Consider the following 18,510-nt stretch of genomic DNA (forward strand, 5'->3'; position numbering starts at 1 on the left):
AACAACAATCGCATCCGGAGTGAAGGGTCTATGACCGAGACTAGCCAGCCAGCGAACGACGCCGCGCAACTCGCAGGGGAAGAAACCCTGCTGACGCCGCGTTTCTACAAAACGGACTACGCCGCCATGGATCGCCTTGATGTCGGGCCCGTGCGCGAGGCATGGGATGCCTTGATGGCGGAGTTCGAGGCGGATGTAAACCGCGGGCATTTTCGCCAGGATGAAGCGTTCCAGGCGGAGGTGAAGGCGCTGCCCCCGGCTTTACGAGCGGAATTCTTGGATTTCCTGATCAGCTCAGTGACTGCGGAATTCTCTGGCTGCGTCCTCTATGCGGACATCAAGCAACGCGCCAAGAATCCGGATATCCGCCGCGTCATGGGGTATATGGCTCGGGATGAGGCTCGGCATGCGGGCTTCATCAATCGCACGCTAAAAGATCTCGGTGTCGGTGTCGATCTCGCTTATCTCAAGCAAGCGAAGCACTACACGCACTTCCGACCGAAGTTCATTTTCTATGCAACCTATTTGTCCGAGAAGATCGGCTACGCGCGCTACATCACCATCTTCCGACACCTCGAGCGGCACCCCGAGTATCGTTTCCACCCGATCTTTCGCTGGTTCGAGCAGTGGTGTAACGACGAATTTCGACATGGCGAGGTGTTTGCACTCATCATGCGGGCGCACCCGGAATTGCTGACAGGACTGAACAAGCTCTGGATTCGGTTCTTCGTGCTATCGGTTTACGCCACCATGTTCGTCCGCGATCACGCCCGCCCGGAGTTGTATCAGGCTCTCGGCATCGACCCCGATGCATTCGATGCACGCGTATTCGCAATCACCACAGAGATCACGCGGCAGGTCTTCCCGCTGACGCTCGACACTGACCACCCACGCTTTCAGCGGGGTCTCTTACGCTTGAGTGATATCAGCCGACGTCTGGACGCCGCGCGCGGTGGCTGGCTGGATCCGCTGCGTCGTCTGGGGCTGCGCGCGTCGGCGGCGGTGACCTTCACCTCGCTGTTCCTGATCCCCGCCAAGCGTAACGCGCTGCCGGCACAGCCCCTGCTCGCCCCCACTTGGTAGCGTGCTGCGGTGATAGTGAGTTACGGAATTGCCGTCGGCTATGCGCTGTTCCTGTGGTGGTTCAGCACCGGCGTCATTCTGTATCTGGACAAGCGTCCCGAGCATACTTACCCCTGGAGCCTCGCCGGGGGCACGCTGGCCCTCGTCATCGCCTTCGGCGCGTTGGTGTGGAGCCGAGACATGGGTACGGTGGCCGGCGCCTACGTGGGCTTCACCGCTGGGGTCGTCATCTGGGGCTGGATGGAGATGAGCTATTTCATGGGCTTCATCACCGGCCCGCGCAAACTGCCTTGTCCCGAGAACTGTCATGGCTGGCAGCGTTTCCGCCTGGCGCTGTCCACGAGCCTCTATCATGAGCTTGTCATTGTCGCCGCCGCCGGTCTCATGCTGTGGCTCACTTGGGGAGCGGTGAATGCGGTGGGGACTTGGACCTATCTGATTCTGTGGTTGATGCGCTGGAGCGCAAAGCTGAATCTGTTTCTGGGCGTTCCCAACCTCAACGAAGATTGGCTGCCAGAGCGCATCCGATTCCTGACCTCCTATCTCGCCAAGCGTCCCATGAACCTGCTGTTCCCGGTTTCCGTGAGTGTGGCGACTGTCATCATGTGTCTGCTGGTGGATACCGCGGTGGAGTTGCCCGCCGGCAGCTTCACCGGCGTTGCGCTGATGCTGGCCGCTACCCTATTGGCCTTGGCGATCCTGGAGCATTGGTTCCTGGTGCTGCCGCTTACCGACGGAGCACTCTGGCGCTGGGCACTTGGGGCGGGCGCCGAGAATGGCGCCGACACCGAAACGACGGCGCATCGTGTGCAGCAGGCGTCGCCGGGCGGTGATGGTGGAGCAGGGCCGGTGGCGGCGACACGCAGGACGACACAGCGCATGGTCTCGCCCCAGCCCACCGCTGTCTTCCCAGAACCAGACTACGAGTCGGCTACCCTTCGGGCTCCGGGGGGATTGAGTGTGACACCGAGCACTTAGCGCCGCTCGACGGGACTGAGCGGTAGGCGCCGTTCGCAGGCAGCTTGATGTCGATCAACGACGCTGTGGGATACCTTGTCTAAGTTAGGAGTCGCGAGCACGGCGATCTTGCGTCCGTACTGGCGGGCGCTTCATGCCGCAGCGATGGGATCTTTTCGTTGCCAGACCAGCTGGCGAGTCAGTGCGCTGTTCGGTAGTAGCGATGATCGGCGCGTGGCGATGGGTCGCCCCAGGCCGGGCGGTGCGGTGGCTGACTCGGCCGCAGGCGCCGGCGCTGCAGTAGCCTTTGGCGTGGATCCATCGCACGCTGCCGCCGGGGAGTCGAGCTTGCTGCGTTGTTTCTAGACTAGGGAGGTCTTGACTTCGCCGGGGGAAAGACGCTTCGCCCCGCCCGCCGGGCGTGGCTCAGCCAGCAGGCCGTCAGCAACTGCTCGCGCCTCCCGATGCCTGCGGCCCGCGTCGGGCGCAAGTGCTCGGGCGTATCGCTCCGCCGGGGACGGTGTCCATACGCGCCCACGATTGCCATGTCACCCGGAAATCACAGAGGCTACGCCACTATGTCCACCGCTGCACCCGCAGAGCGCCCTCTGGAATTGGCTCGACGGTCGATGGGACGGGGGAGGCGTGTCCAATCGATGGTATACACTCCCGGCCGGGCCGGCGACTATGGTGCCGAGGACTACGCGCAAGATCTCGCCATCATCGCACAACGGCCCAGCGAGACCTTGTCATTGTATGTGCACATTCCCTTTTGTGCCGGACGTTGCCTCTATTGTGGTTGCAATACCACGGTCACCCATGACAGCGCGCGCATGGATGCCTATCTGGACGCTCTGGATCGGGAAATGGCGATGGTCGCGGAGCGTATCGATGGCAACCGTGACGTCCTGCAAGTACATCTCGCCGGCGGCACACCCAATTACTTGAGTGAGGCCCAGCTCACGCGTCTGACGGAGATGCTGGAGCGACGCTTTCATATCGTTGCGGAAACGGAGCGCTCCATCGAGTGTGATCCGCGGCGTAGCTCGGCGGGGCAGTTGGAGCTATTGCATGCGCTTGGCTTCCGCAGTATTGGCTTCGGTGTGCAGGATCTCGATCCGGATGTGCAGCGGGCCATCGGCCGCGTCCAGTCCGAAGAGCTCATTCGCGACGTCTACTGGATGGCCCGAGAGATCGGCTTCGACAGCATCGGTTTCGACCTCATCTACGGCCTCCCCCAGCAAACCGCAGCCACTTTCGATCGCACCGTAGACACCGTGCTGGAATTGGCCCCCGATCGGGTGGCCTGCTTCGGCTACGCCCGGCAGACCCTCAGCGGCCCGCACCAGCACGCCATCGACGTCCATGAGCTTCCCGGTAACGCCGAGCGTGAGCAGCTCTTTCGCAACGCTGTTTCCGCCTTCGGTCAGGCGGGCTATGCCTGGATCGGGCTGGATACCTTTACGTTGGAGACCGATGACCTTGCCCTCGCCCAGGGCGAGGGTCGGTTGCACCGTAACTGCATCGGTTACACGGCCACACCGAGCGCCCATATTGCCGGGCTCGGCGCCGGTGCCGTCGGCGAGCTGCGGGGCACTTGTGTCCAAAATCAGCTCAACTTGGATGACTGGCGACATGACGTGGATGCCCGTCGCATGCCGGTGGCTCGTGGGCGCAGGCTCAGTGCGCTGGACCGCCGCCGGCGCGACGCCATCTCACATCTGATCTGTAACCTGGAGCTGCCGCAGAAGATGGCGGACGGTTGCCTGGATGACGAATACCGCCGCCTTGCGGCTCACGCCGGTGACGGTCTGGTGGAGGCGTGGCCGCAAGGCCTGCGCGTCACCGAGGCCGGGCGTTTCTTCCTGCGTGAGCTCTGCACCGAGCATGACGCTGACTTCCACTGGGATCGCGCACGTTGGCATTTCTCACATTCCGACTGAGGCGCGGCATGCCCAGGCGCCGGCGAGGACCGCCGGCGGGGCAGGGCCGCCGCCGCGCCGGCCGCCGGGCCGTGATCGCCCGGCATCGGGCGCACCTGCGCAGGCGTGCCCGCCGTTGAGCGAGGCGGGCCAATCTGCGGGCGCACATGCGCCGGCGGCCGATGCGCTGCCGCGCATCGGGCCCAATGCCATCATCCGTGTCGCTGAGGTGCTCGGCAGCCGCCCGGACGATGCCGAGCGCGTGTTCGCGGCGGCGGGGCTCTGCCATCACCTGGCGAGCCCACCTGAGCAGATGGTGGACGAGCGGGATGTGATCGCCCTTCAGCAGGCGCTGCGGCGCACGCTCGGCATGGACGCGGCCCGCGCCGTGTCCTTCGACGCAGGGCTTCGCACCGGTGACTATCTGCTCGCCCACCGCATCCCGCGGCCGGCGCAGCGCGTGCTGCGGCTGCTGCCGCCGGGGCCCGCGAGCCGCATGCTGCTGAAGGCCGTCGGCCGCCATGCCTGGACCTTCTCCGGCAGCGGGGCATTCAGCTTCGTCCCCCGCAGCCTGCTGCACCGCCGGCCCGTGCAGGTGCGCATCGACGGCTGCCCCATCTGCCGCGGCAGCCATGCCGAGGTGCCCGTCTGCGATTTCTACACCGGCGCCTTCGAGCGGCTGTTCCGCACGCTGGTGAGCCGCCGTACGCAAGTGCGGGAGGTGCAGTGCCAGGCGCAGGGCGCGGACGCCTGCGTGTTTGAGATGCGTTGGTGAGCTGTCGGCGCCGCTGCGTCGGCGGTGGCTGGTCTCAGTGCAGCCGGCCGCCTGCGCTCGTAGGCTCTGCTGGGTGCTGCGGCGGCTCCACCAGCGGCAGGGTGGCGTGGTGCAGCACCATGCGCCAGCCGTCGTTGGTGCGGCGGTAGACATTGGTGGCGAGCACCCGGGTCAGGTCGTCGCTGTCGGCGTCTTGCGGGCCGATGCGCTCCTCCACCAAGTGAACGCTGAGATCGCCTGCCCCGGCGCGATGCAGCAGCCGGTGGCGGACCGTCGGCGCTGCGGCCCCGGCGAAGATCTGCCGCCAGCTCGCCAGCACGGCCCCGGTGCCGATGAGGAGGTCGCCACCCGGGTGGATGCAGCGTGCCTCGTCGCCCGTATGCCAGACCTGCGCCATGGCGCCGAGGTCCGTGCCGGCGAAGGCGCTGTAGAAGGCGGCCTCCGCGTCGTCCGGTGTGCTGAGCCTGGCTTCGGTCATGGTACTTGCCTGCGTGGCAGGGCGCGCCCGTCAGCGCACCACGTCGATCAGGTGCAGGTCCGGGGCCAGGTCCAGGCCGAGGAAGCTTTTGATCGCATAACCCACCAGCACCAGCAGCACCGTGACAGGTACCAGCAGGACGCCGGTCAGCAGCACCGCGCCCGCCACGGCACCGAGCAGGCGCTTGCGGCGCGCTTCCTGCTCGCGGGCATCCGTCCTGCGGTCGCGTCCCGCAAGCAGCACGTAGTACCAGCGCGTGAAGCCCAGCGGTATGGTGCCGCGCACGTCGATGCTGTGGCGGCGGATGGGTCGGCTCGCGTCGATGGCGTCGCGGATGCTGCGGAACTGGTGCTCGGTCAGCGAGGCGAGCACGTCCGGGTCGATCCTGGCGAGCACCCCGCGGGTATAGGGGGCGAGGCTCGGATCATCCAGACTGACTTGCTTCATGACCGGACTGCGGTGCAGGCGCCGTGGAGCCACGGCTGGGAGGTTGGTACCGGGGACGAGACTCGAACTCGTAAGGTGTTGCCACCGGTGGATTTTGAGTCCACTGCGTCTACCAATTCCGCCACCCCGGCAGGCGACTTGCCATAATACCCCGATGTGGCCCCGCGGCGGAACACCCCATGCGACGCAGTGATTTCCAGTTCGACCTGCCTCCGGAGCTGATCGCCCAGCGACCGCTGCCGGAGCGCACCGCAAGCCGGCTGCTGGTGCTTGACGGCCCGAGTGGCCGGCACCAGGACCGGATGTTCGCGGATCTGCCGGCGTTGCTGGCCCCGAATGATCTGCTGGTGTTCAACGACACACGGGTGCTGCCGGCGCGGCTGTTCGCGCGCAAGGAGTCGGGCGGTCAGGCGGAGATCCTGGTGGAGCGGCTGGTGGACCCGCGGCGGGTCACCGCGCATGTGCGCGCGAGCAAGTCGCCGCGCCCCGGCACGCGGCTGCTGCTGGCGGAGGGCGAGGTGCTGCAGGTGGCGGGCCGGGAGGAGGGGCTTTTCGTGCTGGTGAGCGAGTCCGCGGATTTCGCCGCCCTTATGACCCGCCACGGCCACACGCCGCTGCCGCCCTACATCGACCGTGCGGACGATGCCCAGGACCGCGAGCGCTACCAGACCGTCTACAGCCGCCGGGACGGCGCGGTGGCCGCGCCCACCGCGGGGCTCCACTTCGACTCGGCGATGCTGGAGCGCGTTCGGGCAATGGGCATCGACATCGCCCATGTGACCCTGCACGTGGGCGCCGGCACCTTCCAGCCGGTGCGCGAGGACGATCTGACCAAGCATCGCATGCACGCGGAATGGCTGGAGGTGAGCGAGCAGGTCTGCACGCAGGTGGCGGCGGCGCGGGCCCGCGGTGGCCGGGTGGTGGCCGTGGGCACGACCACCGTCCGCAGTCTGGAGACGGCGGCGGCGTCCGGTGCCCTGGAGCCCTTCTGCGGTGACAGCCGCCTGTTCATCCGTCCGGGCTATCGCTTCCGCGTCATCGACGCCATGCTGACCAATTTTCACCTGCCGGAGTCGACGCTGCTGATGCTGGTGAGCGCCTTCGCCGGCTATGGCCCTGTCATGGCCGCTTACCGGCACGCGGTGGCCGAGCGCTACCGGTTCTTCTCCTACGGGGATGCGATGTTTCTGACCCGGGCGGAGGCTGCGGCGGACTGACGCGCGCGTCGGCGATGGGCGGGCCAGGGCGTCACGGATGGCGCCGAGGATGGCGGTAACGTTCTGAGCGGGCAAAAAAAAGCGCGGCGGGCGCCGCGCTGTAAGATTACCACCAAAGGAGGATGGAGGAGTGCACTGAAGAACTGCATATCTTCAGTACATCAACAGTTTCTTAAATACCGATGAAGCTGTCAACCCCTTCCTACACTTTTCTGATATGTCTCTGTCAGCCCGAAACCGACGCTCGCGTGGATCTGTCCACCCCTTAAGGGGCAGCCGGCCCGCAGCGTCCACGCCTTGACCGGGTTGCATTGACAATTCGCAATGGCGTCAGGGCAACAAGACCGTGCCCGGTCAGGCGGCCGCCGGATAGCGCACGCCGCAACCGCCATGCCCGCAGTAGCCCCCAGGGTTCTTGGCGAGGTACTGCTGGTGGTAGTCCTCGGCGTAGTAGAAGGTAGGCGCCGGCAGGATCTCTGTCGTGATGGCCGCATTGCGGCCGGCTGCCGCCAGCGCCTCCTGGTAGCGGGCGAGGCTGCCGCGGGCGGCGGCGAGCTGCTGGTCATCGCTGCAATAGATGCCGGAGCGGTACTGGGTGCCCACATCGTTGCCCTGGCGCATGCCCTGGGTGGGGTCGTGGCCCTCCCAGAAGGCGGCGAGGAGCTGCTCGTAGTCGACGGTCTGCAGGTCGTAGACCACGCGCACCACCTCGTTGTGCCCGGTCATGCCGGAGCAGACTTCTTCGTAGGTGGGGTTCGGCGTGAAGCCGCCGGCGTAGCCGACTGCCGTGCTGTAGACCCCCGGCAGCTCCCAGAACAGGCGCTCGGCGCCCCAGAAGCAGCCCATACCGAACAGGGCCTGCTGCATGCCGTCGGGAAACGGCGGCTGAATAGGGTTGCCGCTGACGTGATGGCGGTTGGTCACCGGCATGGCGGTGTCCCGGCCCGGCAGGGCCTGCTCGGCACTCGGCATTTCGGTCTTCTTGCGGAACATGAACATGGCGGATCTCCCCTGGTGTCCTGCGGGTCGCGCGCCCCCGAACGGGCGCGGCGGCTGGCCGGCCGCGGTTTCGCCGGCCCGGGCGTGGGTGCAGAATTGGGCGCCATGCCCTGGTTACCAAGCACAGGCGAAGCCATGCCTTCTCATGCCCCTGCCCCCGCCGGCCATCCTCTCAGCGCCGAGGATGATGCCCGCCACTCAGTCGCCGTCGAGACCATGGCCGTGCATGCCCCGGTGCGGCTCATCACTATCGATCTCGACGATACGGTCTGGCCCTGTGCGCCGGTGATCCAGGCCGCCGAGGATGCCCTGCTCGCCTGGCTCGCCGAGCAGGCGCCAAGGCTCACCGAGCGCTTCGACGCGGCGGCCCTGCGTGAGCATCGCCGGGCGCTGATGGCGGAGCGACCGGACATCGCCCACGACGTCACCCAGGTACGGCGGCTGTCCCTGCGCGCCCTGCTGGCGGAGCTGGACTACGACATGGCGCTCGCCGACGCGGCTATGGATCTGTTCCAGCGGCATCGAAACAGAGTCGAGCCCTATACGGATGTGGCGCCGGTGCTCAGCCGGCTGCGCCGGCGCCACCGCCTGGTGGCGGTGACCAACGGCAACGCGGAGGTCCATGCCACGCCGCTGCGGGACACCTTCCACCGCGCCCTCACCGCCGCGGAGGCGGGTGCCGCCAAGCCGGACCCAGCCCTGTTCCGGCTCGCCATGGACTGGGCCGGCGTCAGCCCCGCCGAGACCCTGCACGTGGGTGACGACCCGGTGCGCGACGTGGAGGCCGCCCGCCGGCTCGGCATCGCCGCGGTCTGGGTGAACCGGGACAGTCAGTCCTGGCCGGAGCACCTGCCGCCGCCGCAGCTCGCGGTGGACGATCTGCATGGGCTGGCGCGGTGGCTGGAGACTGTCCCGGCGCATGTTCCGGACCCTGGGCGTGACCATGCGCTTTGAGCTGCTGGCCACCGACGGTGCCGCCCGCCGCGGGCGCCTGACCTTTCCGCGCGGCAGTGTCGAGACCCCGGCCTTCATGCCCGTGGGCACCTACGGCACCGTCAAGGGCATGACCCCGGAGGAGCTGGAAGGCCTGGGTGCGGAGATCGTCCTCGGCAACACCTTTCACCTCATGGGCCGCCCGGGCACCGCCGTCATCGAGGCCCACGGCGGCCTGCACGGCTTCATGCACTGGCAGCGCCCCATCCTGACGGACTCCGGCGGCTTCCAGGTCTACAGCCTCGGCGATTTGCGCAGGATCACCGAGCAGGGCGTGCAGTTCCGCTCGCCGGTGGACGGCAGCCCCGTGTTCATGGGGCCGGAGGAGTCCATGGCGGTGCAGCGCGCGCTCGGCTCCGACATCGTCATGATCTTCGACGAGTGCACGCCTTACCCCGCTGATGCGGACACCGCGCGCGCCTCCATGGAGCTGTCGCTGCGCTGGGCGGCGCGCAGCCGTGCAGCCCACGGGGACAACTCCGCGGCGCTCTTCGGCATCGTGCAGGGCGGCATGTACCCGGCGCTGCGCATGCGCTCCCTGGAGGGCCTGATGGACATCGGCTTCGACGGTTACGCCGTGGGTGGGCTGTCCGTCGGCGAGCCGGAGGCGGACCGGCTGATGGTGCTCGACAACCTGGCGGACCAACTGCCGGCGGACAAGCCGCGCTATCTCATGGGCGTCGGCACGCCGGCGGACATCGTCAAGGCCGTCCAGCGCGGCATCGACCTGTTCGACTGCGTGATGCCCACCCGCCACGCCCGCAACGGCTACCTCTTCACCAGCGAAGGCACGGTGCGCATCCGTAACGCCGCGCACAAGACCGACACCGGCCCGCTGGACCCGGTCTGCGGCTGCTATACGTGCATCAATTACAGCCGCGCCTACCTGCATCATCTCGACAAGTGCAACGAGATCCTCGGCAGCCGACTCAACACCGTCCACAATCTGGCGTACTATCTTGGTCTCATGCGCCGGCTGCGCGAGGCCATCGCGTCCGGCGCGCTGGGGGCGACGGACCTGCCCGGTTCTGGAGGCGGGCAACTGCCCTAGACTCGCCGTGTCGGCCTCCGGGATTGCTCCATGACACTCACCCAAGACGACATCGATTTCATCAAGACCAACATGGCTGACTGGCTGGTCGAGCAGAGCCTCGGCAAGCCCGCGGCGGTCTATGAGATCGAGCTGCGTGAGCGCATGGTGCGGGTCGAGGAAGAGCTCAAGCACCAGCGCGAGCTGATGCGCCAGGGCTTCGCGCAGGTGGAAAAGCGCTTCGAGCAGGTAGACAAGCGCTTCGAGCAGGTGGACAAGCGCTTGGAGCAGGTGGACAAGCGCTTCGAGAGTGTGCAGCAGGACATCCGCGAGCTGCAGCGGCGCATGGACCGCTTCATGGTCTGGTCCTTCGGCTCCACGGTTGCCGTCGGCGGGCTGGTTGTGATACTCGTCAAGTTCTGGAATCCGTGACGCGCCAGTCCTGGCAGCTGCGCCGGGGCCTGTTCCGACACCTACAGGTCACGTAAGGCGTGCCGGGGCAGGAGCAGGTCTTTGCCATGCTGCGAACCGGGGCGACGCCGCCGCCGCGGCGAGTGCTGCCGAGCGCGTCCTCACCATCGAGGCCATACCGGCGCCGTTGTTGGAGCGGATCGGGGAGTAAGGCGCGGCGGGACGGAGAAGAGCTGCCAGACTGCGCTGCGGGTACCGGCTCAGGCGTCCGGCCAAAACGCCGTCGCGAGCACCTCATCGAGCGCGAAAGGACATACCTCCGGAAAGGCATCTTCCTCCAGCGGCGTCTCCTTCACCGCTTTTTGCACGGCGCTGAACCAGCTCGCCTCGAAGGCATCGGGCAGCTGGGACTTCAGCCCCGGATTCCTGCTCAGCAGACGCGCGATGCGGTAACGCTGCTCCTTGATGGTCGCGCGCCAGCTTTTTCCCTGCCGCTCGGGCTGGTAGCGCCATTGCAGAAGATGGGCAATGAGCACCGCCAGACGGCTTTCCAGCTCTCGTTCCTGGCTCGCGCCCATGTCCATCAGCTCCTCGATCAGGTGCTCCGCGTCCAGCTCGTCCAGGCGGCGCTCCCGCAGCAGCGTGGCCGGCTCGTGGGTCCAGCTGTAGAAATCGGCGTCGTGGAGGGGGGTGCTCATGGGCGGCGCGCTCGGTGGTGCTCTGGTCCGCATTCCAGGCGAGCCGGGCCGGTGACGCGAAGGCGGGCGCAGGCAGCGAAGTTGGCGCCGGCTATGCCATAATGCGCGGCTGTATTCGCCGCTGAGCCGCGCGGACCGCGCTGCAACCGAGGACTAAACATGAGCTTTTTCATCTCCGACGCCATGGCCCAGGCCGAGGGCGCGCCCGCCGGTGACCCGCTGCTCGGGCTGCTCTTCCCGGTCGGTCTCATCGTCATCCTCTACTTCCTCATGATTCGCCCGCAGATCAAGCGCCAGAAGGAGCACAAGAAGCTGGTGGAGGGCCTGAGCAAGGGCGACGAGGTGGTCACCATGGGCGGTGTGGCCGGGCGCATCGTGGAGCTCGGCGAGAACTTCGCCCAGCTGGAGGTGGCCGACAACGTGCGCATCAAGATCCGCCGCTCCGCCGTCGAAGTGCTGCTGCCCAAGGGCCAGCTGAAAGAGCTTTGAGCGCTGCCGCCGCGGCGGCACGCCTGACCTGAATCCAGCCCGGCCCGCGCGGTACGAGCCCGCCGTGGGCCGACGCCTGCCGCGCGCGCCGGTTGCTGCCCGTGCCTGCGGCCTGCGCCCGGTCGGCGTCGGCGCTGCGGAGCGCGCAGCCCCCAAGGAAGCCTCCGGGAGACCCCCATTATGAACCACTATCCACTGTGGAAAAACCTGCTGATCCTGGCCGTGGTGCTGGTCGGGCTGCTGTTCGCGTTGCCGAACCTGTTTCCGCAGGACCCGTCCATTCAGGTCACCGGGGCCCGCGACAATCCGGTCACCGATGCCGCCGCCGCCGAAATCGCGGCCGCGATGGAGAACGCGGGCGTGCCGGTGAAGGACGTCGAGTCCCTGGAAGGCGACAAGCTCCTGCTGCGCTTTACGACGCCGAGCGAGCAGCTGCGTGGACAGGAGGTGATGCAGCGCACGCTCGCCGACCGCTACAACAGCGCCCTGACCACCTCGCCGGACCTGCCGGGCTGGCTCGAGGCGCTGGGCGCCCAGCCCATGTTCCTTGGGCTGGACCTGCGCGGTGGCATCCATGTGCTCATCGACGTGGACATGGACGCCGCCGTGGACCAGGCCCTGGAGCGCTACGCCGGCGATATCCGCACCGAGCTGCGCAAGCAGAAGGTACGCTACCTCACCATCACCCGCGACGCAGGGCGCATCGCCGTGCGCTTCAAGGACGCCGCGTCCCGGGACGAGGCGCAGAAGATCGTGCGGCGTGAGTTCCGCGACCTGACGGTGGACACGGGCGAGGAGGGCGGCAGCTACTTTGTCTATGCCGCACTGCCGCCGCAGCTCCAGGAAGAGGTCAAGGGCTTCGCGCTGGAGCAGAACATCACCACGCTGCGCAACCGCGTTAATGCGCTGGGCGTCGCCGAGCCCATCATCGCCCGCCAGGGCGAGCGGCGTATCGTGGTGCAGCTGCCCGGCGCCCAGGACCCGGCACGGCTGAAGGAGCTGCTGGGTGCCACCGCGACCCTGGAATACCGGCTGGTGGACACCGAGCACGATGTGCAGGACGCCCTCGATGGCCGCGTGCCCGTGGGCTCGGCCCTGTACCGGGAGCGCGACGGCCGGCCCATCCTGCTGAACCGGCGCGTCATCGTGACGGGTGATCAGATCACCGATGCCTCCGCCGGCTTCGATCAGCAGTCCGGCTCGCCCGCGGTGTTCGTGAGCCTGGACGGGCAGGGCGCCCGGCGCATGCGCAATGTGACGACCGAGAACGTCGGCAACCCCATGGCCGTGGTCTTCATCGAGAGCCGCACCGTCACCCGCATGGTGGACGGCGAGCCGGTGAAGGAGCGCCAGCGCACCGAAGAGGTCATCAGCGTCGCCAACATCCTGGAGCCCTTCGGCCGGCGCTTCCAGACCACCGGCCTCGACAGCTCCGAGGAGGCCCACAACCTGGCCCTGCTGCTGCGCGCCGGCGCGCTGGCGGCGCCCATCGAGATCGTCGAGGAGCGCACCATCGGCCCGAGCCTCGGCCAGGACAACATCGACCAGGGCTTCCGCTCGGTGATGATCGGCCTGGCGCTGGTGGTGGTCTTCATGGCGCTCTACTACCGCGTTTTCGGGCTGGTGGCGGACCTGGTGCTGGTGGTGAACCTGGTGCTCATCGTCGCCGTGCTCTCGGCGCTTCAGGCGACCCTCACCATGCCCGGCATCGCCGGCATCGTGCTCACCGTCGGCATGGCGGTGGATGCCAACGTGCTCATCTTCGAGCGCATCCGCGAGGAGATCAGAAACGGCTCCAGCCCCCAGGCCAGCATCCACGCCGGCTACGACAAGGCGCTGTCCACCATCGTCGATGCCAACATCACCACGCTCATCGCCGCCGTCGTGCTGTTCAGCTTCGGCACCGGCCCCATCAAGGGCTTTGCGGTGACGCTGTTCATCGGCATCCTCACGTCCATGTTCACGGCCATCCTCGGCTCCCGCGCGGTGATCAACCTGATCTACGGCGGCCGGCGCCTGAAGAAGCTTGCCATCTGACCCGCGCCAATCGACGGAGACTTGACCATGGCCCCTGCCCAGATTCTCAAGGAGCTCGACATCGACTTCATGAGCAAGCGGTACATCGCCGCCGTGCTCTCGGCGGTCGTGCTGCTCATCTGCCTTGCGTCGATGCTGTTCCGCGGCTTCGAGTTTGGCCTCGACTTCACCGGCGGCACCGTGATCGAGCTCGGCTATCAGGAGCCGGTGGAGATTGCGGAGGTCACCGGCACCCTCGCCGACAACGGCTTTCCGGACGCCATCGTCCAGTACTTCGGCTCAAGCACGGATATTCTGATTCGCCTGCCGCCGGTGGAGGAGGGCGAGGCCGCGAGCGCCCAGCGCAGCGATGAGGTGCTGCGCATCCTGGGTGAGGCCGCCGCCGGCGACGTGGAGCTGCGGCGGGTGGAGTTCGTCGGCCCGCAGGTGGGTGAGCAGCTGCGCGAGCAGGGCGGGCTCGCCGTGCTCTTCGCGCTCATCGGCATCCTGATCTATGTCGCCGTGCGCTTCGAGTGGCGCTTCGCCCTGGGTGCCGTGGCGGCCCTGGTGCACGATGTGCTCTTCACCCTCGGCATCTTCTCCATCTTTCTCATCGAGTTCGATCTCACCGTGCTCGCGGCGGTGCTGGCCGTCATCGGCTACTCGCTGAACGACACCATCGTCATCTTCGACCGCATCCGCGAGAACTTCCGCAAGATGCGCAAGGGCTCGGTGATCGAGATCTGCAACCGCTCCATCAACCAGACGCTGTCGCGCACCATCATCACCTCCGGCACCACGCTGCTGGTGCTGCTGGCGCTGTACTTCCTCGGCGGCGCCGCCATCGAGGGCTTCTCGCTGGCGCTCATCATCGGTGTGCTGGTGGGCACCTATTCCACCATCTACATCGCCACCGCCATGGCCGTGTGGCTCGGCATCAGCAAACAGGACCTGCTGCCGACGCCGGTGGTGAAGGAGGGGGAGGTGGTCGACGACAGGCCTTAAGATGAAGCAAGGGCTGAGGGCTGAGGGCTGTGGGCTGAGGTTCCGGCCGCCCCCTGTCCTCAGCCCTCAGCCCTCAGCCCGCTCCGCTATGTGCACCCTCATCATTCTTCGGCGCCCCGGTCATGACTGGCCGCTGCTGCTGGCGGCCAATCGCGACGAGCTGCGCTCGCGCCCCTCGCAGCCGCCCGGCCGGCACTGGCCAGACCGCCCGGATGTCGTCGCCGGGCTGGACGAGCTGGCGGAGGGCAGCTGGCTCGGCGTCAACGACCACGGCATGGTCGCCGCGGTGCTGAACCGCACCGGTACACTGGGGCCTCAGCCCGGCCGGCGCAGTCGCGGTGAGCTGGTGCTGGAGGCGCTCGACCACGCCGAGGCCAAGGCAGCCGCCGGCGCGCTTGCGGACCTCCACCCCGAGGCCTACCGGCCCTTCAATCTGCTGGTGGCCGACCCCAGGGACTGTTACTGGCTGCGCCACGGCGGCGACGGCGAGATCCGCGTGCACCCGGTGCCGCCCGGGCTGCACATGCTGACGGCCGGTGACCTGGACGACACCGCCGAGCCGCGCATCGCGCGCTTCCTGCCGGCCTTCCGCGCCGCAGCCGAGCCGGCACCTGCCGCCGACGGCGGTGACTGGCGGGCCTGGGTGGAGCTGCTGGGGGAGCGCGCATCGGACGACGCGCCGCGGGAGGCGCGCTTCGCGGCCATGAGCCTGGACGGCATCCGGCTTGACGGTGGCGACTATGGCACCGTCGCCAGCAGCCTGGTGGCGGTGCCGGCGTACCCCGGCTTCGATGCGCTGCCGGTGCTCCTGCACGCCGACGGCCCGCCGGAGCGCACGCCCTTCCGGCAGGTGGCCATGACCACACCCGACGTGACCAAGGCTGGAGACGACCCATGAGCCGCCTCGACCCCGACCGCCCCATTCCGCCCCTGCCGACCCTGCGTGAGCTCGCCCCCGGCAGCTTCGTCTTCGCGCGCCCGGGCGCCCTGCCGCCCAGCTTTTGTGATGAGGTGGTGAGTCGCTTCGAGGCCAACCCGGAGCACCAGTACGCCGGGCGTGTGGGCCAGCTGCGCGAGGAGATGGCCTCCATCAAGCAGACCACGGATCTTGTGGTCAGCAACAAGGACGCCTGGACGGACGTGGACCAGATGTTCTTCCGCTCGCTCGCCGCCGCCATGCAGGAGTTTCGCGAGACCTATCCCTACTTCAAGGGGCCCTTTAAGGACCTGGGCTATCAGGTGCAGCGCTACCTGCCCGGGCAGTTCTACCACTGGCACGTGGACGGCGGCAGCCACGAGCTGAGCCAGCGCCAGCTGGTGGCCATCTGGTACCTGAACGACGTGCCCGGCCCCGGCGGTGAGACCCAGTTCCTGTACCAGGACCTGAGCGTACGCCCCGAGCGCGGCAAGCTGATCCTCTTCCCGCCCTTCTGGACCCATGAGCACCGGGCGAACCGACTGGAGGCGGGTGTGAAGTACATTGCGACGACTTGGATCGTGTTTGCGTAGGAAGTACTCAACCGATCCACCGACGCTGCCTGCTGAGCTCGAACCCGTCATCCCATGACCCGAGACGCCGCCCGCCAACCCCACCTCCTCGCCATCATCGAGCTCGGCGGGTATCCGAACTTCACGCCGCTGTACAAGCGTCTCGGATTCGATGCCGAGCTGGTGAGCTCCCAGCGCAAGGCGCAGGCGGCCCTGAAGCGGCGGATGCCGCAGGTGATCGTCGCCGAGTACAACTTCCAGTCCGACTTCCGGGACCGCACCAGCAACCTGGAGACCCTGATGGCGCGGCTTCAGAAGCACCCCGAGGTGCGCGTCATCTGCATCTACCAACCCGAGTACCAGCACAAGCTCGATGCCCTGCGCGAGCGTTTCCCGGTGTTCGCGGCGCTGCCGCTGCCGGTCACCGAAGCCGCCATGGAGGACGCGCTGCGGCGGGCACTGGCGGCGGCGAACGACGCGGGCTGATGCGCCGAGGTGATCGGCGCCCATGTCACCCAGGTGACGTGGGCTTCTCAAGCGCGCCCGGGCCATCTCCGGGATAGTTCAGTACACCGTCCCCACAAATACCTTGGGGTCAGGTGCCGGCTTGGCTCAGGGGTTGTGTCTGTGCGAGTGCCCGTGCCCGTCTGGCTTGGCATCGCCGGTGGAATACGCTGCCTTCCTGCGCTCCGGGCTTTGGTGCCGGCCACCGTGCAGCCGCCACAGCAGATACGCCAGGAGGGCGTAGAGCGGTGCCTTGCTGGCGTCGTCGAAGATCAGGCTTATGACGGCCATCAAGCCCGCGACGGCGGCGAGGGCCAGGTCAACGTGGCGCAGTCGCAGCCGCAGCCGGGTTGGGGCCTCGGCCGGGCGGCTGGGCACCTTGCGCATGGTTGCCTGCGGCCGGTGTGTCCGCCTGGCGCTGATGCTGCGCGGGCGCCGCCGGCCGGCGGGCGGCCTGACCAAGCGGCGCCCGTCCACCACCGCCACCAACAGCAGGTACAGGGCGAGCAGCAGGCTGCCGGCGACGACGGGATGCCAGCCGAGCGTACCCGTCAGCCAGCGACCGGCCACAAAAAGGCCCAGGCCCAAGCCGATGTAGCCGAAGACCCGCAGCACCTCGTAGGGCACCGGATAGAAGCGCCGACCCAGGCCGTAGGAGAGCATCACCATGGCGCTGTAGCAGATGAGATGCGCCCAGGCGGCGCCCTCGTAGCCGTATTCCGGCACCAGCAGCCACAGCGACACCACCGTGATGGCTGCTCCCGTGAGCGCCACCCAGGCCCCCATGAGCGTGCGGTCCGTGAGCTTGTACCAGATGGACAGGTTCACGTAGACGCCGAGCAGCAGGTTCGCCACCAGCAGCACCGGCACCACGTGCAGCCCCTCCCGGTAGGCTGCGCCGATGAAATACTGGAACAGGTCGATGTAGAGCGTGACCAAGAGAAAAATGAACACGCAGAAGATCACGAACCAGGTCAGCACCAGGGCGTAGATCTCCTTCGCGTCCCGCTGCTTGGCATAGCTGAAGAAAAAGGGCTCGCCGGCGTATCGGAAGGCCTGGATGAACAGGGTCATCAGGATGGAGAGCTTGTAGACGGCGCTGTAGATGCCGAGCTGCGCCATGCTGGTGGCTTCGTCGTAGGGCAGCAGGTACTTGAGCGCGGCGCGGTCGAGCATCTCGTTGACGATGCCCGCCATGCCGATGACCACCATGGGCAGCGAGTACCGCAGCATGCGCTTGAAGAGCGCCCCGTCGAAGCCCGTCAGCGCGCCGGCGAACTGCGGCGTCAGCAGCAGCAGCTTGAGCCCGCTCGCCGCCAGGTTAGAGATAAACACATAGCCGACGCCGATCTCCGGCACCCAGAGGCGGCCGAGGACGGAGCCCGGGTCCGCCTCGTACGCCTGCCGGCAGACCACGATGAAGAAGACATTGAGCCCGATGTTGGCGCCGATCTCGATGAGCTTGATGGTGGCGAACCGCAGCGCCTGGTCCTCCGCCCGCAACCGCGCGAAGGCTGCGTTGCCCACCGAGTCCATCGCCAGGATCGCCGCCATCCACCAGATGTACTCCGGATGATCTCCGTGGCGCAGCAGATCGGCTACCGGCTGCTGGAAGACCACGGCGAGCATAAGAAAGCCCCCGTTGGCGACAATCAGGAACCTGAGCACCGTCGCCAGCACGGTCCCCGGGTCGTCCTCGCCGGCGGAGCGAAAGCGGAAGTACCCCGTCTCCATGCCGAAGGTCATGAGCACCGCGAGGAAGCCCATGTAGGCATAGAACTCCGCCACCACGCCGTAGTCCGCCGGCACGAAGGTGTAGGTGTAGAGCGGCACCAGCAGGTAGTTCAGGAACCTGCCGAGGATGCTGCTCAGGCCGTAGACGGCGGTCTGGGAGGCGAGGCGCTTGAGGGGGTTCAAGGGGCTTTGATGGGCTCGGTTGGCGCTCGGGTGCACAGCCGCCGGGATTGTCGCATGCGATCATGGCTCGTCGGCGGTCCG

Annotated in this window: 19 protein-coding genes and 1 tRNA gene; 14 read left to right on the forward strand and 6 right to left on the reverse strand. The window is 67.3% G+C overall.

The features are described 5' to 3' along the window. The 4 genes from acsF to bchJ all read left to right on the forward strand — a co-directional run. Positions 1-1,083: magnesium-protoporphyrin IX monomethyl ester (oxidative) cyclase (gene acsF, locus QZ607_RS17640; protein WP_295885350.1), on the forward strand; the 1,083-nt coding region annotated here is incomplete at its 5' end. A 9-nt stretch (positions 1,084-1,092) separates the two neighbouring features. Further along, positions 1,093-2,061, forward strand: coding sequence for a putative photosynthetic complex assembly protein PuhE (gene puhE, locus QZ607_RS17645; protein ID WP_295885351.1), 969 nt, complete (start codon positions 1,093-1,095; stop codon positions 2,059-2,061). A gap of 635 nt (positions 2,062-2,696) precedes the next feature. Beyond that, a complete protein-coding gene (gene hemN, locus QZ607_RS17650) occupies positions 2,697-3,983 on the forward strand; it encodes an oxygen-independent coproporphyrinogen III oxidase (protein ID WP_295885354.1) in 1,287 nt (428 codons plus the stop codon). A 115-nt stretch (positions 3,984-4,098) separates the two neighbouring features. Further along, positions 4,099-4,737: a bacteriochlorophyll 4-vinyl reductase gene (gene bchJ / locus QZ607_RS17655; protein ID WP_295885356.1), complete on the forward strand. Its 639-nt coding sequence runs from the start codon at positions 4,099-4,101 to the stop codon at positions 4,735-4,737. Between the two features lie 34 nt (positions 4,738-4,771). Here the strand turns inward: bchJ and QZ607_RS17660 are convergent, their stop codons facing one another. The 3 genes from QZ607_RS17660 to QZ607_RS17670 form a co-directional block, all read right to left on the reverse strand. After that, positions 4,772-5,215: a nuclear transport factor 2 family protein gene (locus QZ607_RS17660; protein WP_295885359.1), complete on the reverse strand. Its 444-nt coding sequence runs from the start codon at positions 5,213-5,215 to the stop codon at positions 4,772-4,774. A gap of 30 nt (positions 5,216-5,245) precedes the next feature. Beyond that, positions 5,246-5,662, reverse strand: coding sequence for a hypothetical protein (locus QZ607_RS17665; protein WP_295885361.1), 417 nt, complete (start codon positions 5,660-5,662; stop codon positions 5,246-5,248). A 44-nt stretch (positions 5,663-5,706) separates the two neighbouring features. Continuing rightward, positions 5,707-5,793 (reverse strand) — tRNA-Leu (locus tag QZ607_RS17670). Positions 5,794-5,841: 48 nt separating this feature from the next. Between QZ607_RS17670 and queA the strand changes: the two genes are divergently transcribed. Beyond that, a complete protein-coding gene (gene queA / locus QZ607_RS17675; RefSeq protein WP_295885363.1) occupies positions 5,842-6,879 on the forward strand; it encodes a tRNA preQ1(34) S-adenosylmethionine ribosyltransferase-isomerase QueA in 1,038 nt (345 codons plus the stop codon). A 354-nt stretch (positions 6,880-7,233) separates the two neighbouring features. Here queA and msrA read toward each other — a convergent pair whose 3' ends face one another. Next, the gene (gene msrA / locus QZ607_RS17680) at positions 7,234-7,878 is read right to left on the reverse strand and encodes a peptide-methionine (S)-S-oxide reductase MsrA (RefSeq protein WP_295885365.1); all 645 of its coding nucleotides are present in this window, start codon (positions 7,876-7,878) and stop codon (positions 7,234-7,236) included. Between the two features lie 135 nt (positions 7,879-8,013). Here msrA and QZ607_RS17685 point away from each other — a divergent pair, with 135 nt between their 5' ends. Genes QZ607_RS17685 through QZ607_RS17695 form a run of 3 tightly spaced genes read left to right on the forward strand, consistent with a single transcriptional unit; the run spans position 8,014 to position 10,333 of the window. Next, positions 8,014-8,832, forward strand: a complete 819-nt coding sequence (locus tag QZ607_RS17685; RefSeq protein ID WP_367268218.1) for an HAD family hydrolase — start codon at positions 8,014-8,016, stop codon at positions 8,830-8,832. After that, the gene (gene tgt, locus QZ607_RS17690; RefSeq protein WP_295885476.1) at positions 8,822-9,922 is read left to right on the forward strand and encodes a tRNA guanosine(34) transglycosylase Tgt; all 1,101 of its coding nucleotides are present in this window, start codon (positions 8,822-8,824) and stop codon (positions 9,920-9,922) included. Before QZ607_RS17685 ends, tgt begins: the two co-directional genes overlap by 11 nt. A gap of 30 nt (positions 9,923-9,952) precedes the next feature. Next, complete coding sequence (locus QZ607_RS17695) at positions 9,953-10,333, forward strand: hypothetical protein (RefSeq protein WP_295885366.1); 381 nt, start codon at positions 9,953-9,955, stop codon at positions 10,331-10,333. Between the two features lie 239 nt (positions 10,334-10,572). On the opposite strand, the gene QZ607_RS17700 is transcribed toward QZ607_RS17695, so the two are convergent. Next, positions 10,573-11,010 (reverse strand): DUF29 domain-containing protein, encoded by a 438-nt coding sequence (locus tag QZ607_RS17700; protein WP_295885368.1) that lies wholly within the window; start codon positions 11,008-11,010, stop codon positions 10,573-10,575. Positions 11,011-11,169: 159 nt separating this feature from the next. Here QZ607_RS17700 and yajC point away from each other — a divergent pair, with 159 nt between their 5' ends. The 6 genes from yajC (at position 11,170) to QZ607_RS17730 (ending at position 16,494) form a co-directional block, all read left to right on the forward strand. Then, entirely contained in the window at positions 11,170-11,499 is a 330-nt protein-coding gene (yajC, locus tag QZ607_RS17705; protein WP_200237986.1) for a preprotein translocase subunit YajC, read from the forward strand. Positions 11,500-11,679: 180 nt separating this feature from the next. Beyond that, positions 11,680-13,536 (forward strand): protein translocase subunit SecD, encoded by a 1,857-nt coding sequence (gene secD / locus QZ607_RS17710; RefSeq protein ID WP_295885374.1) that lies wholly within the window; start codon positions 11,680-11,682, stop codon positions 13,534-13,536. Between the two features lie 27 nt (positions 13,537-13,563). Then, positions 13,564-14,520 (forward strand): protein translocase subunit SecF, encoded by a 957-nt coding sequence (gene secF, locus QZ607_RS17715; RefSeq protein WP_295885377.1) that lies wholly within the window; start codon positions 13,564-13,566, stop codon positions 14,518-14,520. 88 nt (positions 14,521-14,608) lie between these two features. Further along, the gene (locus tag QZ607_RS17720) at positions 14,609-15,418 is read left to right on the forward strand and encodes an NRDE family protein (protein ID WP_295885379.1); all 810 of its coding nucleotides are present in this window, start codon (positions 14,609-14,611) and stop codon (positions 15,416-15,418) included. Then, entirely contained in the window at positions 15,415-16,029 is a 615-nt protein-coding gene (locus QZ607_RS17725; RefSeq protein WP_295885381.1) for a 2OG-Fe(II) oxygenase, read from the forward strand. Before QZ607_RS17720 ends, QZ607_RS17725 begins: the two co-directional genes overlap by 4 nt. Positions 16,030-16,083: 54 nt before the next feature. Then, on the forward strand, positions 16,084-16,494 hold the full coding sequence (locus QZ607_RS17730; RefSeq protein WP_295885384.1) for a hypothetical protein: 411 nt from the start codon (positions 16,084-16,086) through the stop codon (positions 16,492-16,494). Positions 16,495-16,620: 126 nt separating this feature from the next. Here the strand turns inward: QZ607_RS17730 and QZ607_RS17735 are convergent, their stop codons facing one another. Continuing rightward, positions 16,621-18,429: a lipopolysaccharide biosynthesis protein gene (locus QZ607_RS17735; protein ID WP_367268219.1), complete on the reverse strand. Its 1,809-nt coding sequence runs from the start codon at positions 18,427-18,429 to the stop codon at positions 16,621-16,623. Positions 18,430-18,510: the final 81 nt, after the last annotated feature.

Source organism: uncultured Thiohalocapsa sp., assembly GCF_913063425.1.
GTDB lineage: Bacteria > Pseudomonadota > Gammaproteobacteria > Chromatiales > Chromatiaceae > Thiohalocapsa.

Coding starts and splice junctions, on each gene's coding strand:
- hemN (WP_295885354.1), top strand. CDS start 2,697: ATGGTATACACTCCCGGCCGGGCCGGCGACTATGGTGCCGAGGACTAC.
- QZ607_RS17660 (WP_295885359.1), bottom strand. CDS start 5,215: ATGACCGAAGCCAGGCTCAGCACACCGGACGACGCGGAGGCCGCCTTC.
- QZ607_RS17665 (WP_295885361.1), bottom strand. CDS start 5,662: ATGAAGCAAGTCAGTCTGGATGATCCGAGCCTCGCCCCCTATACCCGC.
- queA (WP_295885363.1), top strand. CDS start 5,842: ATGCGACGCAGTGATTTCCAGTTCGACCTGCCTCCGGAGCTGATCGCC.
- msrA (WP_295885365.1), bottom strand. CDS start 7,878: ATGTTCATGTTCCGCAAGAAGACCGAAATGCCGAGTGCCGAGCAGGCC.
- QZ607_RS17685 (WP_367268218.1), top strand. CDS start 8,014: ATGCCTTCTCATGCCCCTGCCCCCGCCGGCCATCCTCTCAGCGCCGAG.
- tgt (WP_295885476.1), top strand. CDS start 8,822: ATGCGCTTTGAGCTGCTGGCCACCGACGGTGCCGCCCGCCGCGGGCGC.
- QZ607_RS17695 (WP_295885366.1), top strand. CDS start 9,953: ATGACACTCACCCAAGACGACATCGATTTCATCAAGACCAACATGGCT.
- QZ607_RS17700 (WP_295885368.1), bottom strand. CDS start 11,010: ATGAGCACCCCCCTCCACGACGCCGATTTCTACAGCTGGACCCACGAG.
- yajC (WP_200237986.1), top strand. CDS start 11,170: ATGAGCTTTTTCATCTCCGACGCCATGGCCCAGGCCGAGGGCGCGCCC.
- secD (WP_295885374.1), top strand. CDS start 11,680: ATGAACCACTATCCACTGTGGAAAAACCTGCTGATCCTGGCCGTGGTG.
- secF (WP_295885377.1), top strand. CDS start 13,564: ATGGCCCCTGCCCAGATTCTCAAGGAGCTCGACATCGACTTCATGAGC.
- QZ607_RS17720 (WP_295885379.1), top strand. CDS start 14,609: ATGTGCACCCTCATCATTCTTCGGCGCCCCGGTCATGACTGGCCGCTG.
- QZ607_RS17725 (WP_295885381.1), top strand. CDS start 15,415: ATGAGCCGCCTCGACCCCGACCGCCCCATTCCGCCCCTGCCGACCCTG.
- QZ607_RS17730 (WP_295885384.1), top strand. CDS start 16,084: ATGACCCGAGACGCCGCCCGCCAACCCCACCTCCTCGCCATCATCGAG.